Origin of the sequence: Pseudomonas sp. B21-053, assembly GCF_026016365.1 — a bacterium.
GTDB classification, from domain to species: Bacteria; Pseudomonadota; Gammaproteobacteria; order Pseudomonadales; family Pseudomonadaceae; genus Aquipseudomonas; species Aquipseudomonas nunensis.
Genome location: NZ_CP087205.1, coordinates 4,573,441 through 4,591,114, shown reverse-complemented (window position 1 = coordinate 4,591,114; position 17,674 = coordinate 4,573,441). Strand labels below are relative to the sequence as shown.

Sequence of the window (17,674 nt, the reverse complement as noted above, 5' to 3'; positions counted from 1 at the left end):
GTATGAGGTGAAGCTATGTTAAACCGCGAGCTCGAAGTCACCCTCAATTTAGCCTTCAAGGAGGCTCGTTCGAAACGTCATGAATTCATGACCGTCGAACATCTCCTGTTGGCCCTATTGGATAATGAGGCTGCCGCCACCGTTTTGCGTGCCTGCGGCGCAAACCTCGACAAACTCAAGCATGACCTGCAGGAGTTCATCGACTCCACCACGCCGCTGATCCCCGTACACGACGAGGATCGCGAGACCCAACCCACCCTGGGCTTCCAGCGTGTTCTGCAGCGTGCTGTCTTTCACGTACAGAGCTCGGGCAAACGCGAAGTGACTGGCGCTAACGTGCTGGTCGCAATCTTCAGTGAGCAAGAAAGCCAGGCAGTGTTCCTGCTGAAACAGCAGAGCGTTGCGCGCATTGATGTCGTCAACTACATCGCCCATGGCATTTCCAAAGTACCGGGGCACGGCGATCACTCTGAAGGTGAGCAAGATATGCAGGACGACGAGGGCGGTGAGTCTTCTTCTTCAGGCAATCCTCTGGATGCTTATGCCAGCAACCTCAACGAACTCGCGCGCCAGGGTCGCATCGATCCACTGGTAGGCCGTGAGATGGAAGTCGAGCGTGTCGCGCAGATCCTGGCGCGTCGTCGCAAAAACAATCCGCTGCTGGTGGGCGAGGCAGGCGTGGGTAAAACCGCGATTGCCGAAGGCCTGGCCAAGCGCATTGTCGACAACCAGGTACCGGACCTGCTGGCCAACAGCGTGGTGTACTCCCTTGATCTCGGCGCCTTGCTGGCCGGGACCAAATACCGCGGTGATTTCGAGAAGCGCTTCAAGGCGTTGCTCAATGAGCTGAAAAAACGTCCGCAGGCCATCCTGTTCATCGACGAGATCCACACCATCATTGGTGCGGGTGCCGCGTCCGGTGGCGTCATGGATGCCTCGAACCTGCTCAAACCGCTGCTGTCGTCCGGCGATATCCGCTGCATCGGTTCGACCACGTTCCAGGAATTCCGCGGGATCTTCGAGAAGGACCGTGCTTTGGCTCGGCGCTTCCAGAAGGTCGATGTGTCCGAGCCTTCGGTCGAAGACACCATCAGCATCCTGCGCGGCCTGAAAGGGCGTTTCGAAACGCACCACGGCATCGAATACAGCGATGAAGCGTTGCGTGCGGCGGCTGAACTGGCCTCGCGCTACATCAATGACCGGCACATGCCGGACAAGGCCATCGACGTTATCGACGAAGCCGGTGCCTACCAGCGCCTGCAACCAATCGAGAAGCGCGTGAAACGCATCGAAGTGCCTCAGGTCGAGGACATCGTGGCGAAGATCGCGCGGATTCCGCCTAAGCACGTCACCAGCTCCGACAAAGAGCTGCTGCGTAACCTTGAGCGTGACCTGAAGCTGACCGTATTTGGCCAGGATGCCGCAATCGACTCGTTGTCGACTGCGATCAAACTGTCCCGTGCCGGCCTTAAGTCGCCTGACAAGCCAGTCGGTTCGTTCCTGTTCGCCGGTCCAACCGGTGTCGGTAAAACCGAAGCGGCGCGTCAGTTGGCCAAGGCGCTGGGCATCGAACTGGTTCGCTTCGACATGTCCGAGTACATGGAGCGCCACACCGTATCGCGTCTGATCGGTGCGCCTCCAGGCTATGTCGGGTTCGACCAGGGCGGTCTGCTGACCGAGGCCATCACCAAGCAGCCTCACTGCGTGTTGTTGCTCGATGAAATCGAGAAGGCGCATCCGGAAGTCTTCAACTTGCTGTTGCAAGTCATGGACCACGGTACGCTGACCGATAACAACGGGCGCAAGGCGGATTTCCGTAACGTGATCGTCATTATGACGACTAACGCCGGCGCCGAAACTGCAGCTCGCGCTTCGATCGGTTTCACTCATCAGGACCACTCGTCCGATGCGATGGAAGTAATCAAGAAGAGCTTCACGCCAGAGTTCCGCAACCGTCTGGACACCATTATTCAGTTTGGTCGCCTCAGTCATGAGGTTATCAAAAGTGTGGTGGACAAGTTCCTTACCGAGCTTCAGGCGCAACTGGAAGACAAGCGCGTGCAGTTGGAGGTGACCGATGCGGCGCGCAGTTGGCTGGCGGCGGGAGGCTATGATTCGGCGATGGGTGCTCGACCAATGGCGCGTTTGATTCAGGATAAGATCAAGCGTCCGCTGGCGGAGGAGATTCTGTTTGGCGAACTGGCTGACCATGGTGGTGTGGTTCATATCGATCTCAAGGATGGCGAGCTGACCTTTGAGTTTGAGACCACGGCAGAAATGGCCTGACGGTTGTTGCTGTAAAGCTGAAGGCGCCGAAAGGCGCCTTTTTGCTGTGTGGGGTTTAGTGTTTGTGTACATATCCGTTGCTGCGGTAACGGCTGATTAGGGTTTCGCCCTTACGGCGAGTCCCTTTTGGCAAACGCCCCAAAAGGAACCAAAAGGTCTCGCCCCGGCGTCCGGCCCCTCGCTTAGGCTCGGCGTTCCTTCGTTCCGGTATTCATCTGGGGGCATCGCCTACGGTCGGCTTCGCTTCGACCTCCTCTCGATGTGTGCGGCTGCGCCGCACGGCGCTACGCGCCCACCCCCAGATGAACACCTCCACTCAGCCTCCCGAAGGGGCGGGCACAGCAAGATCAAAAGCTGCAGGCGAGCTAACGCTCGGCCTGTTGAGTGGTGAGGGGCGGGCGGTGCACGCAGAACCCTGTAGGAGCTGCCGAAGGCTGCGATCTTTTGATCTGGATCTGGATCTGGATCTGGATCTGGATCTGGATTTCGACCTAACTGTGGCTGTGGCTGTGGCTGTGGCTGTGGCTGTGGCTGTGGCTGTGGCTGTGGCTGTGGCTGTGGCTGTGGCTGTGGCTGTGGCTGTGGCTGTGGCTGTGGCTGTGGCTGTGGCTGTGGCTGTGGCTGTGGCTGTGGCTGTGGCTGTGGCTTTTGACGTTGATTTTGATGTCGATCTTGACCTTGATCTCTCGCCCCTTCGGCAGGCCGAGCGTAGGTGTTCATCAGGGGGTTAGGCGCGTAGCGCCGTGCGGCGAAGCCGCACACATCGAGAGGAGGTCGAAGCGAAGCCGACCGTAGGCGATGCCCCCTGATGGACACCGTAGCGAGGGTACATCGAGCGAAGCGAGATGCCGTACGTCGGGGCGAAGCCTTTTGCTTACTTTTCGGCGTCTGGAAAAGTGAGTCGCTGTAAGAGCGAAACCATAATCAGCCCTCACCGCAGCAACGGATATACACGCAAATCCCCAAACCAGCCATCACCACAGCAACGGATATACACCCAAAACCCCAGAGCCCCAAAAAACGCACACACAAAAACGCCCGGCATAACCGGGCGTTTTGTATTGACTTGATTAACGAGCGCGGTAAGTAATGCGCCCTTTGCTCAAGTCATAGGGCGTCAGCTCGACGCGCACTTTGTCACCGGTAAGAATACGAATGTAGTTCTTGCGCATCTTGCCGGAAATATGCGCGGTTACGACGTGCCCATTTTCCAACTCCACACGAAACATGGTGTTGGGCAGGGTGTCGACGACAGTGCCTTCCATTTCGAAGCTGTCTTCTTTCGACATGCAGTAAAGCCCTCGGTATCCAATGAATGGCCCGGTGCAACTGCGCCAGGCAAAAGCGGCGTGCATTGTGCCCGAAAAATGGGGTTTACGCCAAGCGGTTTACGGATTGCCTTAGTTCAAGACAACCCAGCGCTGATTAATCAGCAGTTCGATGGGGCGATACTGGGTCTTGTAGTTCATCTTTTTGCAGTTCTTGATCCAGTAGCCGAGGTAGACCGCTTCCAGCCCCAGCCGCTGGGCTTCGCCGATTTGCCAGAGGATGGCGTAGCGTCCGAGGCTGCGATGGTCCTCGGCGGGCTCATAGAAGGTGTAGACCGCCGACAGGCCGTTGGGCAGCAAATCGGTCACCGCTACCGCGACCAACCGTCCGTCGAGACGAAACTCGTAGAACCGGGAAAACGGCAGATCACGCACCAGGAACGTCGAAAACTGATCGCGGCTTGGCGGGTACATGTCGCCGTCGGCGTGACGCTGTTCGATATAGCGTTGATAAAGATCGAAATACTCTTCGCTGAACTTGGGCCTGGCCGGGCGCACCTGCAGGCCGGCGTTGCGCTTGAAAATGCGTTTCTGCTGACGGTTGGGTGAAAACTGAGCCACAGGAATGCGCGCCGGTACGCACGCATTGCAATTCTGGCAATGAGGCCGATAGAGATGATCGCCGCTGCGACGAAAGCCCATTTCCGACAGGTCTGCGTAGACATGCACATCCATGGGCTGGCTAGGGTCGAGAAACAGGGTCGTGGCCTGCTCCTCGGGCAGATAGCTGCAAGAGTGGGGCTGAGTGGCATAGAACTTCAAACGCGCCAACTCGGTCATGATCAACCCTCGGGATAAACTTTAAATAAGTGTAAGCCACCCGCGCAAAAGTCGCTCAGCAAACCCAAGTGGCGCGATTGGGTTGATCCAGGTGTTGCGCTAGATATCTGGCAAACTCGTTGCGCGGTATCGCCCGTGCGCCGAGGCTGTGCAAGTGGTCGGTGGGCATCTGGCAATCGATCAGCACAAAGCCTGAGTCTTTCAGATGTCGCACCAATGTGGCAAAGCCATATTTGGACGCGTTGTCGGCGCGGCTGAACATCGACTCGCCAAAAAACAGCTGACCCATGGCCAGGCCGTACAGCCCGCCGACCAGTTCGCCTTGGTCCCAGACTTCCACCGAATGGGCGTAGCCGCGCCGGTGCAGTTCCAGATAGGCGTCCTGCATGGCTTCGGTGATCCAGGTGCCGTCGGCGTATTCCCGTGGTGCGGCGCAGGCGCTGATGACTGCGGCAAAATCCTGATCGAAGGTCACTTGATATCGTTGCTGGCGCAGCAATTTGCCCAGGCTGCGAGAGACGTGCAGTTCGTCGGGAAACAGAACCGTGCGCGGATCCGGTGACCACCAGAGGATCGGCTGACCTTCGGAAAACCACGGGAAGCAGCCGTGGCGATACGCCTGGACCAGCCGATCGGCGGACAGATCACCGCCCGCCGCCAACAACCCGTTGGGATCGCGCATGGCTTTTTCCAGAGGCGGAAAAGTCAGGGTGTTGCGTTGTAACCAAGTCAGCATGGCATCCGGGCTTGCAGTAGGGGAGGGCGGTGGCGGGCAGCGGGGCCCGCCGTGAAGTGGGGCGTCAAACGGTCGGAATATCGTCGAGGTATTTCTCGGCGTCCAGTGCGGCCATGCAACCGGCCCCGGCGGAGGTCACGGCCTGGCGGTAAACATGATCGGCTACGTCGCCGGCGGCGAACACGCCCGGGATTTCAGTGGCGGTGGCGTCGCCTTCATTGCCGCCCCTGATCAGCAGATAGCCGTCACGCATGGGCAATTGGCCCTGGAACAGGTCGGTGTTTGGCTTGTGGCCGATGGCGATGAACACGCCGGCCAGCGGCAGCTCACTGGTTTCGCCGCTATGGCTGTCGCGCAGGCGAGCGCCCGTCACGCCGCTGGCATCGCCCAGCACCTCGTCGAGGTTCTGGTTCCAGTGCAGGCGGATATTGCCATTGGCGGCTTTCTCGAACAGTTTGTCCTGGAGAATCTTCTCCGAGCGCAGCTTGTCCCGTCGGTGCACCAGATGCACTTCCTTGGCGATGTTCGACAGGTACAGCGCTTCCTCAACGGCCGTGTTGCCGCCACCGACCACGGCGACCACCTGATTGCGGTAGAAGAAGCCGTCGCACGTCGCGCAGGCCGAAACCCCTTTACCGGCAAAGGCTTCTTCCGAAGGCAGCCCCAGGTACTGCGCCGAGGCGCCGGTGGCGATAATCAGCGCGTCGCAGGTGTAGGTGCCGCTGTCGCCGATGAGTTCGAAAGGGCGTTGCTGCAACTTGGCGGTGTGGATGTGGTCGTAAACGATCTCTGTGTCAAAGCGCTCGGCGTGTTTTTGCATGCGTTCCATCAATACCGGGCCAGTGAGGCCTTCGACGTCGCCGGGCCAGTTGTCGACTTCGACGGTGGTGGTGAGCTGGCCACCTGCCTGTATGCCGGTAATGACCACGGGTTTGAGGTTGGCGCGGGCGGCATAAACGGCGGCGCTGTAACCGGCAGGGCCGGAACCCAGAATGATCAGGCGTGAATGCTTAGCTTCGCTCATAAAAACACCTCATAAGCCTTTGTCACAAAAGAGAATGCGTGCTCAAATTGAACCGTGTGTCATGTGCTTTTGGCTATGCTACACCCAAGGGCCGCAAGCATGGCATCGGGCGAACAAACCCGTACAATGCCTGCTTGTAACAGCGCTTGTAATAAAAAAGCAGTGCTTGCCCTGTTTTGAAACACCGGGGTGCAGTGTTAAAAGTAGTCCCAGTTGCACCTGTTAACTTTTTTACCTGCCTGGATTGGGCAGTTTTTATAGTCATTCAACAGATGGACGCGCCATAGGCGCAGGAAAAGTAGCGTTTTGAAGAAATCCACCGCAGCACCTAAACCAGCCGTCGTTCCGCTCTGGCGCCAGCATTTGCACTACCGACTCAAGGAAGGTGCATTGATCGCCATCGGCGCCTTGTGCCTGTTCCTGATGATGGCCTTGCTGACCTATGGCAAGGACGATCCGGGCTGGAGCCATAACAGCAAGATCGACGACGTGCAGAACTTCGGCGGTCCGGTGGGCTCCTACAGCGCCGATATCCTGTTCATGGTGCTGGGTTACTTCGCCTACATCTTCCCGCTGCTGCTGGCGGTCAAAATCTACCAGATCTTCCGTCAACGCCACGAACCGTGGCAGTGGAGCGGCTGGCTGTTCTCCTGGCGCCTGATCGGCCTGGTGTTCCTGGTGCTGTCGGGCGCGGCGCTGGCGCATATCCATTTCCATGCAGCGACCGGTCTGCCGGCCGGCGCAGGTGGCGCGTTGGGCGAAAGTCTCGGCGACCTGGCCCGCAACGCCCTGAACATCCAGGGCAGCACGCTGTTGTTCATCGCCCTGTTCCTGTTCGGCCTGACGGTGTTCACCGACCTGTCGTGGTTCAAGGTGATGGACCTCACTGGCAAGATCACCCTCGACTTGTTCGAACTGTTCCAGGGCGCCGCCAATCGCTGGTGGGCCGCCCGTGTCGAACGCAAGCAATTGGTCGCCCAGTTGCGTGAAGTCGACGACCGCGTCCACGACGTAGTGGCGCCGACCGTGACCGACAAACGCGAACAGGCCAAGGTCAAGGAGCGCCTGATCGAGCGCGAACAAGCCCTGAGCAAGCACATGTCGGACCGCGAGAAGCAGGTTCCGCCCGTGATTGCCCCAGCGCCTTCCAAACCGGCCGCACCGAGCAAGCGTGTGGAGAAAGAGAAGCAGGCGCCGTTGTTCGTCGACAGCGCCGTGGAAGGCACCTTGCCGCCGATCTCGATTCTCGATCCTGCGGAAAAGAAACAACTCAATTACTCGCCCGAATCCCTGGCTGCGGTTGGCCATTTGCTGGAAATCAAGCTCAAGGAATTCGGCGTCGAAGTCACCGTGGATTCGATTCACCCCGGCCCGGTAATTACCCGTTACGAAATACAGCCAGCTGCTGGCGTCAAGGTCAGCCGCATCTCCAACCTGGCGAAAGACCTGGCGCGTTCCCTGGCCGTGACCAGCGTGCGGGTGGTAGAAGTGATTCCGGGCAAGACCACTGTGGGTATCGAGATTCCCAACGAAGACCGGCAGATCGTGCGTTTCTCCGAGGTGCTGTCATCGCCCGAGTACGACAACTTCAAATCGCCGGTCACCCTGGCCCTGGGCCACGACATCGGTGGCAAGCCGGTCATCACCGACCTGGCGAAAATGCCCCACTTGCTGGTGGCCGGTACGACCGGTTCCGGTAAGTCGGTGGGTGTGAACGCGATGATCCTGTCGATCCTGTTCAAGTCCGGCCCGGAAGACGCCAAGCTGATCATGATCGACCCGAAAATGCTTGAGCTGTCGATCTACGAAGGCATTCCGCACTTGCTCTGCCCGGTGGTCACCGACATGAAGGACGCGGCCAACGCCCTGCGCTGGAGCGTGGCGGAGATGGAGCGTCGCTACAAACTGATGGCGAAGATGGGCGTGCGTAATCTGTCGGGCTTCAACCAGAAGGTCAAGGATGCGGAGGAGGCGGGTACGCCGCTGTCCGATCCGCTGTACAAGCGCGAAAGCATCCACGACGAAGCACCGCTGCTGCACAAGCTGCCGACCATCGTGGTGGTCGTCGACGAATTTGCCGACATGATGATGATCGTCGGCAAGAAGGTTGAAGAACTGATCGCACGTATCGCCCAGAAGGCCCGTGCGGCCGGTATCCACTTGATCCTCGCGACCCAGCGTCCGTCGGTTGACGTGATCACCGGTCTGATCAAGGCCAACATTCCGACGCGCATGGCGTTCCAGGTATCGAGCAAGATCGACTCCCGGACCATCATCGACCAGGGTGGCGCCGAGCAACTGCTGGGCCACGGTGACATGCTCTACATGCCGCCGGGCACCAGTCTGCCGATCCGGGTTCACGGCGCGTTCGTGTCCGATGACGAAGTTCACCGGGTGGTTGAAGCCTGGAAACTGCGCGGTGCACCAGAATACAACGACGAGATCCTGGCCGGTGTCGAAGAGCCAGGTAGCGGTTTTGAAGGCGGCAGCGGCGGCGATGAAGACAGCGAATCCGACGCGCTCTACGACGAAGCCGTGCAGTTCGTGCTGGAAAGCCGTCGGGCTTCCATCTCGGCGGTTCAGCGCAAGCTGAAAATCGGCTACAACCGCGCCGCACGCATGATCGAAGCCATGGAAATGGCCGGGGTCGTGACGTCCATGAACACCAACGGTTCGCGCGAAGTCCTGGCCCCTGGCCCGGTGCGCGACTGATTGAACTGAAAAGCGGTGGAGCAATGACGCACCGCCGCATCCCCACGCATATCAAGAGGACTCCCATGCGTCTTATCCGCATGCTGTTGCTGCCGGTACTGGCTTTGACCACACTCTCGGCCCACGCCGATGACAAGGACGTGGCGCGCCTGACCCAATTGCTGGAAACATCCAAGACCCTGACTGCGCGTTTCTCGCAGCTGACCCTGGATGGCAGCGGCACCCAATTGCAGGAAACCGCTGGCGACATGTCGCTGCAGCGTCCGGGACTGTTCTACTGGCACACCAATGCGCCGGCTGAACAAACCATGGTTTCCGACGGCAAGAAAGTCACCCTGTGGGACCCGGATCTGGAACAGGTCACCATCAAGACCCTCGACCTGCGCCTGACCCAGACCCCGGCCTTGCTGCTGTCCGGTGACGTGTCCAAGATCAGCCAGAGCTTCGACATCAGCGCCAAGGAAGCCGGCGGCGTGATCGACTTCACCTTGAAGCCGAAAACCAAGGACACCCTGTTCGACAGCCTGCGCCTGTCGTTCCGCAATGGTCTGGTCAATGACATGCAACTGATCGACAGCGTCGGTCAGCGCACCAACATCCTGTTCACCGGCGTGAAAGCCAACGAACCGATCCCGGCGTCCAAGTTCAAGTTCGACATCCCCAAGGGTGCGGACGTGATCCAGGAATAAACCGCCGCCCCTGTGGGAGCGGGCTTGCTCGCGAAGAGGGCGTGTCAGTCGCCATCATTGTTGCCTGACACACCGCATTCGCGAGCAAGCCCGCTCCCACAGGGGGCAGCACCAGGACTCAGTGAGGTTTCAGAAAGTTGTGATGGACCTGTTTCGCAGTGCCCCGATTGCTCAACCCTTGGCCGCCCGCCTGCGCGCAGCCAATCTGGATGAGTACGTCGGTCAGGAACACCTGCTCGCTCGCGGCAAGCCTTTGCGCGAAGCGCTGGAGCAGGGTGCCCTGCACTCGATGATCTTCTGGGGGCCGCCGGGCGTGGGCAAAACCACCCTGGCGCGGTTGCTGGCGGAAGTCTCGGATGCGCATTTCGAAACGGTCTCGGCGGTGTTGGCCGGAGTGAAGGAAATCCGTCAGGCGGTGGAAATCGCCAAGCAGCAGGCCGGCCAGTACGGCAAGCGCACCATCCTGTTTGTCGACGAAGTGCACCGCTTCAACAAGTCCCAGCAGGACGCGTTCCTGCCGTACGTGGAAGACGGCACGCTGATTTTCATCGGCGCGACCACCGAAAACCCATCCTTCGAACTCAACAACGCCTTGCTCTCACGGGCGCGCGTCTACGTGCTCAAAAGCCTCGACGAAGCGGCCCTGCGCAAATTGGTGCACCGCGCGCTGACCGAAGAGCGTGGCCTGGGCAAGCGGCAACTGACCCTCAGCGACGAAGGCTTCCAGATGCTGCTGTCCGCCGCCGATGGCGATGGCCGGCGTTTGCTCAACCTGTTGGAAAACGCTTCCGACCTGGCCGAAGACGACAGCGAAATCGGCATCGATCTGCTGCAAAGTCTGCTCGGCGATACGCGTCGGCGTTTCGACAAGGGCGGCGAAGCGTTCTACGACCAGATTTCCGCACTGCATAAATCCGTGCGCGGCTCCAACCCCGACGGCGCGTTGTACTGGTTCGCGCGCATGATCGATGGCGGTTGCGATCCGCTGTACCTGGCCCGACGCGTGGTGCGCATGGCCAGCGAAGACATCGGCAATGCCGACCCACGTGCCCTGAGCCTGTGCCTGGCGGCGTGGGAAGTGCAGGAGCGCCTCGGCAGTCCCGAAGGCGAGTTGGCGGTAGCCCAGGCCATCACCTACCTGGCTTGCGCGCCGAAAAGCAACGCGGTGTACATGGGTTTCAAAGCCGCGATGCGCAGCGCCACCGAGCACGGTTCGCTGGAAGTGCCGCTGCACTTGCGCAATGCGCCGACCAAGCTGATGAAGCAATTGGGTTACGGCGATGAATATCGCTATGCGCACGATGAGCCGGACGCTTATGCCGCCGGCGAAGACTACTTCCCGGAAGAGCTTGAACCACAACCGTTCTATCAACCGGTGCCGCGCGGCCTGGAATTGAAGATCGGCGAGAAGCTCAACCACCTCGCACAACTTGATCGTCTGAGCCCCCGGCAGCGGAGAAAATAGTGCTTCCATTGATCGTTGCGGTTTCCGTCGGCGGGATCGCCGGCACGCTGTTGCGCTTTGCCACCGGCAACTGGGTCAACGCTAATTGGCCGCGGCACTTCTATACCGCGACGTTGGCCGTTAATATCGTCGGCTGTTTGCTGATCGGCGTTCTATACGGTCTGTTTTTGATACGCCCGGAGGTGCCGATCGAGGTGCGCGCCGGGTTGATGGTCGGCTTCCTCGGGGGGCTGACGACTTTTTCATCCTTTTCACTGGATACGGTGCGCCTGCTTGAAAGCGGGCAAGTGCCGCTGGCCCTGGGCTATGCTGCCATCAGCGTATTCGGCGGGCTGCTCGCCACCTGGGCTGGCCTGTCCTTGACCAAACTTTGATAAACGAGAGACCGACATGCTCGATTCCAAACTGTTACGTAGCAACCTTCAGGACGTAGCGGACCGCCTGGCATCCCGTGGCTACACGCTGGATGTTGCGCGCATCGAAGCGCTGGAAGAACAGCGCAAGACCGTCCAGACCCGCACCGAAGCACTGCAGGCTGAACGTAATGCGCGCTCCAAATCCATCGGTCAGGCCAAGCAGCGCGGCGAAGACATCGCGCCGTTGATGGCAGACGTCGAGCGCATGGCGAACGAATTGAGCGCCGGCAAGGTTGAACTGGACCAGATCCAGACCGACCTGGACTCGATCCTGCTCGGCATCCCGAACCTGCCACATGAATCCGTACCTGTCGGCGCAGACGAAGACGGCAACGTCGAAGTGCGCCGCTGGGGCACCCCGACTGCTTTCGATTTCCCGATTCAGGACCACGTGGCCCTGGGCGAGAAGTTCGGTTGGCTGGACTTTGAAACCGCCGCCAAGCTGTCCGGCGCACGCTTTGCCTTGCTGCGTGGCCCGATCGCCCGTCTGCACCGCGCTCTGGCGCAGTTCATGATCAATCTGCACACCAGCGAACACGGTTACGAAGAGGCCTACACGCCTTATCTGGTCCAGGCGCCGGCTTTGCAAGGCACTGGCCAGTTGCCGAAATTCGAAGAAGACCTGTTCAAGATCAGCCGCGAAGGCGAAGCCGATCTGTACCTGATCCCGACCGCCGAAGTGTCGCTGACCAACATCGTTGCCGGCGAAATCGTCGATTCGAAACTGCTGCCGATCAAGTTCGTTGCCCACACCCCGTGCTTCCGCAGTGAAGCCGGCGCGTCGGGTCGCGATACGCGCGGCATGATCCGCCAACACCAGTTCGACAAAGTCGAGATGGTCCAGATCGTTGAACCATCGACTTCGATGGAAGCGCTGGAAAGCCTGACCGCCAACGCCGAGAAAGTCCTGCAACTGCTGGAACTGCCTTATCGCACCCTGGCGCTGTGCACCGGCGACATGGGCTTCAGCGCGGTCAAGACGTACGACCTGGAAGTGTGGATTCCGAGCCAGGACAAGTACCGCGAAATCTCGTCGTGCTCCAACTGCGGCGATTTCCAGGCCCGTCGTATGCAAGCGCGTTTCCGTAACCCGGAAACCGGCAAGCCTGAATTGGTTCACACCCTGAACGGTTCCGGCCTGGCGGTCGGTCGTACGCTGGTGGCGGTGCTGGAAAACTACCAGCAGGCCGACGGTTCGATCCGTGTGCCAGCCGTACTGAAGCCGTACATGGGTGGCCTTGAGGTCATCGGCTAAATGGACTATCTGCCGCTGTTTCATAACCTGCGCGGCAGTCGTGTGTTGGTCGTCGGCGGTGGGGAGATTGCCTTGCGCAAGTCCCGCCTGCTGGCCGAAGCCGGTGCGCTGCTGCGGGTGGTCGCACCTGAAATCGAACCGCAATTGCGCGAACTGGTGACCGGCAGCGGTGGCGAGTGCCTGTTGCGTGGCTACCTCGAAACGGATCTGGACGGTTGCGGGCTGATCATCGCCGCTACCGACGACGAACCGTTGAACGCGCAAGTGTCCGCCGACGCCCATCGGCGTTGCGTGCCGGTCAACGTGGTGGATGCGCCAGCCCTGTGCAGCGTGATCTTCCCGGCGATTGTCGACCGTTCGCCGCTGATTGTTGCCATCTCCAGCGGCGGCGATGCGCCGGTGCTGGCGCGGCTGATCCGCGCGAAAATCGAAACCTGGATTCCTTCCACCTACGGTCAACTGGCCGGTCTGGCGGCGCGTTTCCGCAATCAGGTCAAAGGCCTGCTGCCGGATGTGCAGCAGCGTCGGGCGTTCTGGGAAGATGTTTTCCAGGGCCCGATTGCCGACCGACAACTGGCCGGGCAGGGCGCGGAAGCCGAGCGCTTGCTGCTGGCGAAAATCGCTGGTGAGCCGCCGACAAAAACCGGTGAAGTGTATTTGGTCGGTGCCGGCCCGGGTGATCCGGACCTGCTGACCTTCCGCGCTTTACGCCTGATGCAACAAGCCGACGTGGTGCTCTACGACCGCTTGGTGGCTCCGGCGATTCTGGATTTGTGCCGTCGCGATGCCGAGCGGGTCTACGTCGGCAAACGTCGCGCCGATCACGCCGTGCCGCAGGATCAGATCAACAAGCAATTGGTGGATCTGGCCAAGGCCGGTAAACGCGTGGTGCGGTTGAAGGGCGGTGATCCGTTCATCTTCGGCCGTGGCGGTGAAGAGATCGAAGAACTGGCGGCCCATGGCATTCCGTTCCAGGTCGTGCCGGGCATCACGGCGGCCAGTGGTTGCGCGGCGTATGCGGGGATTCCGCTGACGCATCGTGATTACGCGCAATCGGTGCGGTTCGTCACCGGGCATCTGAAGGACGGCTCCACCGATCTGCCTTGGGCTGACTTGGTTGCCCCGGCGCAAACCCTGGTGTTTTACATGGGGCTGGTGGGCTTGCCGATCATCTGCGAGCAGTTGATCAAGCATGGTCGCGCCTCGGATACCCCGGCGGCGTTGATTCAGCAGGGCACCACGGTCAATCAGCGGGTGTTTACCGGGACGTTGGCCGATCTCCCGCAGATGGTGGCGGAGCACGAAGTGCATGCGCCGACGCTGGTGATCGTTGGGGAAGTCGTGCAACTGCGCGAGAAACTGGCGTGGTTTGAAGGCGCTCAGGCGCAGGTCTGATTTCTGCGTCGCCTGTTGGAAAAAGATCGCAGCCTTCGGCAGCTCCTACAGGGTTACGCAATCCCATGTAGGAGCTGCCGAAGGCTGCGATCTTTTGATCTTAACGCTTCTGCCAAACCCCTTTCCCACTCAACCGCGCCCGATCATGGGCCGCTGTGAAATCCTGCGCCGGACCTTTCGGCACGACACCCGTCGGGTTGATGGTCTTGTGGCTGCCGTAATAGTGATTCTTGATGTGTTCAAAATCCACCGTCTCGGCAATCCCCGGCCACTGATACAACTCCCGCAGCCAGTTCGACAGATTCGGATAATCGGCAATCCGCCGCAGGTTGCACTTGAAGTGCCCGTAATACACCGCGTCAAAGCGAATCAGCGTGGTAAACAACCGAATGTCCGCTTCCGTCAGGTATTCGCCAACCAAATAGCGGTTCTCGCCCAGTAACAATTCCAGTCGATCCAGCTCGGCAAACACATCATCGAAGGCTTCTTCATAAGCCTGCTGCGACGTGGCAAACCCGGCGCGGTACACGCCGTTGTTCACGGCCGGATAAATCCGATCATTCAAAGCATCAATCTCGCCCCGCAACGGCGCCGGGTAGAAATCCAGGTCATTGCCGGTCAGGTCGTCGAACGCGCTGTTGAACATGCGGATGATCTCCGCCGATTCATTGCTGACGATGCGCTGCTTCTGTTTGTCCCACAGCACCGGCACGGTGACGCGGCCGGTGTAGTCGGCGGTGTCGGCGGTGTAGCGCTGGTGCATGAAGTTGAAGTGATCGAGCTTGTCGCCGGTGGAGCCGAGGTTCTTGTCGAAGGTCCAGCCGTTTTCCAGCATCAACCAACTGACCACGGACACATCAATCAGGGATTCGAGGCCTTTGAGTTTGCGCAGGATCAGCGTGCGGTGCGCCCACGGGCAGGCGAGGGACACGTAGAGGTGATAGCGACCGGCCTCGGCGGCGAAACCACCGATACCGCTCGGGCCGGGTTGGCCATCGGCGGTCACCCAGTTGCGACGCTGCGCCTGCTCGCGCTGGAACGCGCCGTCCTTGCTGCTTTCATACCACTGGTCGTGCCAGCGGCCTTCAACTAACAAACCCATTTCAAGACTCCTCAACCAATAAGCGTTGGAGAGGAGTCTATGCGCATAGGTTCGATAAAATAGCGCAAAGGTTGGGCGGTTATGATCGGTTAAATCGATCTGTCCCGCGCATCCCAGTAGTGTTGGGCGGTTTCGAAGGCTTGTTCGCGGGTCTGACCGAGGCCGCGCATGGCCAGGGCCATGGTCGAAATCAGCGCCATTTGCGGGTAGCTGTCGACCACATCACCACGCCATACGGCTTTCAGATGCTCAGGATCAAGGCTCGCCGGTTTGACGTGGCGCTGCGCCGACAATTGCGGCCATTCCTCGTCCCAGCTCTCGCCGCCGGTGGTGCCGTACAAATGACTGTCGGCGTCCGGGTTGATCTCGATTTCGCCGCCATCGCCCTTGACCACAATTGCAGTGTCGCCGAGCAAGCCGCTGGCATCGCGATGCACGGCTTGATAGCCCGGATGGAAAATACTCTGCAGGCCACAGCGCGCGCCCAACGGATTGAGGATGCGCGTGAGGGAGTGGATCGGCGAACGCAGGCCCAAGGTATTGCGCAGGTCGATCATGCGCTGAAGCTGCGGCGCCCAATCCACCAGCGGCATAAATGCCAGACCGCCGTTATCCAGCGCTTCACCCACCTGTTGCCAGTCGCGACACAGCGGGATCTTCAATTCTTCCAGCAGTTGCTCGCTGTACAGCCGACCCGCCGTGTGCGCGCCGCCGCCGTGCATGAAAATCCGCACACCGTTTTGCGCCAGGCACTTGGCGGCCAGCAGATACCACGGCAGATGACGCTTCTTGCCGGCATACGTCGGCCAATCCAGGTCGACCTGCAAGGCCGGGGGCTGCAACCGTTCACGCAAGGCTTCGGTAAACCCGGCCATCTCCTCGGCGCTTTCTTCTTTGTGCCGCAACAGCATCAGGAAGGCGCCGAGTTGAGTGTCCTCGACCTTGTCGTCCAGCACGAAGCCCATGGCTTCCCGGGCTTCGTCGCGAGTCAGGTCACGGGCGCCGCGCTTGCCTTTGCCGAGGATGCGCACGAACTGGGCGAACGGGTGCTCGGCGGGCGTTTCGAGGGTCAGTGCAGGAAAGTCGGTCATAAGCAATTCGTCGGTTTGGGCAGGCCCGCCAGTTTTGCGGCGAGTTTGGCAGGGGTGCCTTTGAACAGTCGGTTCAGGTGCAGGCTGTTGCCTTTTTCCGGGCCGAGCTTCAACGCGGTGTATTTGATCAGCGGCCGGGTCGCCGGGGACAACTGGAATTCGTCGTAGAAGCTGCGCAGCAGTTCAAGGATTTCCCAGTGCTCGGGGCTCAACTCGATGTCTTCGGCCGCAGCGAGGGCGCTGGCCACGTCGTTGGACCAGTCGCTCAGTTCGACCAGAAAGCCATCCTTGTCCAGCTCGATGGCGCGGGCGCCGACGGTCAGGGAATTCATAGCCAGCTGTTGACCTTGTCGTAGTGGATCGACAACTCGACGAAGGCCGGGTAATCGATGGCTTCGGCCCAGTCCGGAACATTCAACGCCCGGGCCTGGGCGTCTTCCGCCAGTACGAACAGTTTCAGGTTGCGAGCGATCAGCGCATTGAACGGCACAGTGCCCGATTGCAAGGCATACGCCGCGTCGCCGGACAGCAGCAGCGCGTCGTTGGCGCCAATCACGCGCAGGCAACTGGTCAGGCGATCATCGCCGAACGGGGAATGAGACAACACATGCAAAGTCGACATCAGAGGGTGATCACCTGGTCGTAACGGTCGATAAGGGCGGTGATTTCGGCGGCGGCCAGCACCTGGGCTTCTTCCAGCGCCAGTGCGCTCGGGTCCAGGCCACGTTCGGCGGCGCTGTCGGCGCAGACAAACAGGTCCTCGACACCAAACATCGGCAGCGCTTGCAGGTTAGCGCTCAGGTCTTTCTGTTGCAGGGCTTTTGCATCCTGTTTCGCGGCGAGCTGGAACACCCCGTCATCAAGAAACAGCAGGCCAATCGGCAGATCGAATGCGCCGCCGGCCAACACAATGTCCAGTGCTTCCCGCGCGCTCGGCCCGGACCATGGCGCCTGACGGCTGATAATCAACAGGGATTTAGCCATCTCACGCGCCTCCGAAACAGATCAGGCGATCGGCGTCTTGCACCGCGTCGTGTAACTGACCGAGACCCGACAATTCCCACGGCGCACCGACGGCTACCGCTTCGCGCTGATAGCGCTTGGCTTCTTCATCGTTCAACACACCACGACGCAGCGCGGCGGCGATGCACACCACGCCGTCCAGTTGATGCTCGGCGACAAATGCGCGCCATTGCTTGGGCAAGTCCTGTTCATCCTGAGGCGTAACCACGCTGCCGGATGCGTTGTAGACACCGTCCTGATAGAAAAACAGCCGGACAATCTCATGCCCGCCGGCCAGCGCGGCCTGGGCGAACAGCAAGGCACGGCGCGAGGAGGGCGCATGGGCGGCGGAAAACAGCGCGATGGCGAACTTCATGACGGACTCGATCAGCA

The 17,674-nt window shown here is 60.2% G+C and carries 18 protein-coding genes; 8 read left to right on the top strand and 10 right to left on the bottom strand.

Annotation, left to right across the window (positions count from 1 at the left end):
* Positions 1-15 precede the first annotated feature (15 nt).
* A complete protein-coding gene (clpA, locus tag LOY68_RS20590) occupies positions 16-2,286 on the top strand; it encodes an ATP-dependent Clp protease ATP-binding subunit ClpA (RefSeq protein ID WP_054053653.1) in 2,271 nt (756 codons plus the stop codon).
* Between the two features lie 302 nt (positions 2,287-2,588).
* Entirely contained in the window at positions 2,589-3,017 is a 429-nt protein-coding gene (locus LOY68_RS20585; RefSeq protein ID WP_265039484.1) for a hypothetical protein, read from the top strand.
* Positions 3,018-3,356: 339 nt separating this feature from the next.
* Here the strand turns inward: LOY68_RS20585 and infA are convergent, their stop codons facing one another.
* From infA to trxB, 4 genes are all read right to left on the bottom strand, one after another.
* Complete coding sequence (gene infA, locus LOY68_RS20580; RefSeq protein ID WP_002553999.1) at positions 3,357-3,575, bottom strand: translation initiation factor IF-1; 219 nt, start codon at positions 3,573-3,575, stop codon at positions 3,357-3,359.
* A gap of 111 nt (positions 3,576-3,686) precedes the next feature.
* Positions 3,687-4,394 (bottom strand): arginyltransferase, encoded by a 708-nt coding sequence (locus LOY68_RS20575; protein WP_265039483.1) that lies wholly within the window; start codon positions 4,392-4,394, stop codon positions 3,687-3,689.
* Between the two features lie 55 nt (positions 4,395-4,449).
* Entirely contained in the window at positions 4,450-5,130 is a 681-nt protein-coding gene (gene aat, locus LOY68_RS20570; protein WP_265039482.1) for a leucyl/phenylalanyl-tRNA--protein transferase, read from the bottom strand.
* 64 nt (positions 5,131-5,194) lie between these two features.
* The gene (gene trxB / locus LOY68_RS20565) at positions 5,195-6,154 is read right to left on the bottom strand and encodes a thioredoxin-disulfide reductase (protein WP_265039481.1); all 960 of its coding nucleotides are present in this window, start codon (positions 6,152-6,154) and stop codon (positions 5,195-5,197) included.
* A gap of 306 nt (positions 6,155-6,460) precedes the next feature.
* Between trxB and LOY68_RS20560 the strand changes: the two genes are divergently transcribed.
* The 6 genes from LOY68_RS20560 (at position 6,461) to cysG (ending at position 14,086) form a co-directional block, all read left to right on the top strand.
* Complete coding sequence (locus LOY68_RS20560) at positions 6,461-8,866, top strand: DNA translocase FtsK (RefSeq protein ID WP_083471288.1); 2,406 nt, start codon at positions 6,461-6,463, stop codon at positions 8,864-8,866.
* Positions 8,867-8,931: 65 nt separating this feature from the next.
* Entirely contained in the window at positions 8,932-9,555 is a 624-nt protein-coding gene (gene lolA / locus LOY68_RS20555) for an outer membrane lipoprotein chaperone LolA (RefSeq protein WP_054053642.1), read from the top strand.
* Between the two features lie 142 nt (positions 9,556-9,697).
* Positions 9,698-11,020 carry a replication-associated recombination protein A gene (locus tag LOY68_RS20545; RefSeq protein ID WP_054053640.1) on the top strand — a complete coding sequence of 441 codons (1,323 nt, stop codon included), beginning with the start codon at positions 9,698-9,700 and terminating at the stop codon, positions 11,018-11,020.
* Positions 11,020-11,394, top strand: a complete 375-nt coding sequence (crcB, locus tag LOY68_RS20540) for a fluoride efflux transporter CrcB (protein ID WP_027614675.1) — start codon at positions 11,020-11,022, stop codon at positions 11,392-11,394. Before LOY68_RS20545 ends, crcB begins: the two co-directional genes overlap by 1 nt.
* 16 nt (positions 11,395-11,410) lie before the next feature.
* Positions 11,411-12,691 carry a serine--tRNA ligase gene (gene serS, locus LOY68_RS20535; protein ID WP_265039480.1) on the top strand — a complete coding sequence of 427 codons (1,281 nt, stop codon included), beginning with the start codon at positions 11,411-11,413 and terminating at the stop codon, positions 12,689-12,691.
* A complete protein-coding gene (cysG, locus tag LOY68_RS20530) occupies positions 12,692-14,086 on the top strand; it encodes a siroheme synthase CysG (RefSeq protein ID WP_265039479.1) in 1,395 nt (464 codons plus the stop codon). It abuts the gene before it with no gap.
* A gap of 100 nt (positions 14,087-14,186) precedes the next feature.
* On the opposite strand, the gene LOY68_RS20525 is transcribed toward cysG, so the two are convergent.
* The 6 genes from LOY68_RS20525 to tusD all read right to left on the bottom strand — a co-directional run bounded on the left by LOY68_RS20525 (position 14,187) and on the right by tusD (position 17,657).
* Entirely contained in the window at positions 14,187-15,188 is a 1,002-nt protein-coding gene (locus tag LOY68_RS20525) for a glutathione S-transferase family protein (protein WP_265039478.1), read from the bottom strand.
* A gap of 89 nt (positions 15,189-15,277) precedes the next feature.
* Positions 15,278-16,279, bottom strand: a complete 1,002-nt coding sequence (locus LOY68_RS20520) for a glycosyl transferase family protein (protein WP_265039477.1) — start codon at positions 16,277-16,279, stop codon at positions 15,278-15,280.
* Positions 16,276-16,611, bottom strand: a complete 336-nt coding sequence (locus LOY68_RS20515; RefSeq protein WP_265039476.1) for a TusE/DsrC/DsvC family sulfur relay protein — start codon at positions 16,609-16,611, stop codon at positions 16,276-16,278. Before LOY68_RS20515 ends, LOY68_RS20520 begins: the two co-directional genes overlap by 4 nt.
* Entirely contained in the window at positions 16,608-16,901 is a 294-nt protein-coding gene (gene tusB, locus LOY68_RS20510; RefSeq protein ID WP_265039475.1) for a sulfurtransferase complex subunit TusB, read from the bottom strand. The genes LOY68_RS20515 and tusB overlap by 4 nt, the downstream gene beginning before the upstream one ends.
* Entirely contained in the window at positions 16,901-17,263 is a 363-nt protein-coding gene (gene tusC / locus LOY68_RS20505) for a sulfurtransferase complex subunit TusC (protein ID WP_054614131.1), read from the bottom strand. The genes tusB and tusC overlap by 1 nt, the downstream gene beginning before the upstream one ends.
* 1 nt (position 17,264) lies before the next feature.
* Positions 17,265-17,657, bottom strand: a complete 393-nt coding sequence (gene tusD, locus LOY68_RS20500) for a sulfurtransferase complex subunit TusD (RefSeq protein ID WP_054614132.1) — start codon at positions 17,655-17,657, stop codon at positions 17,265-17,267.
* Positions 17,658-17,674 lie beyond the last annotated feature (17 nt).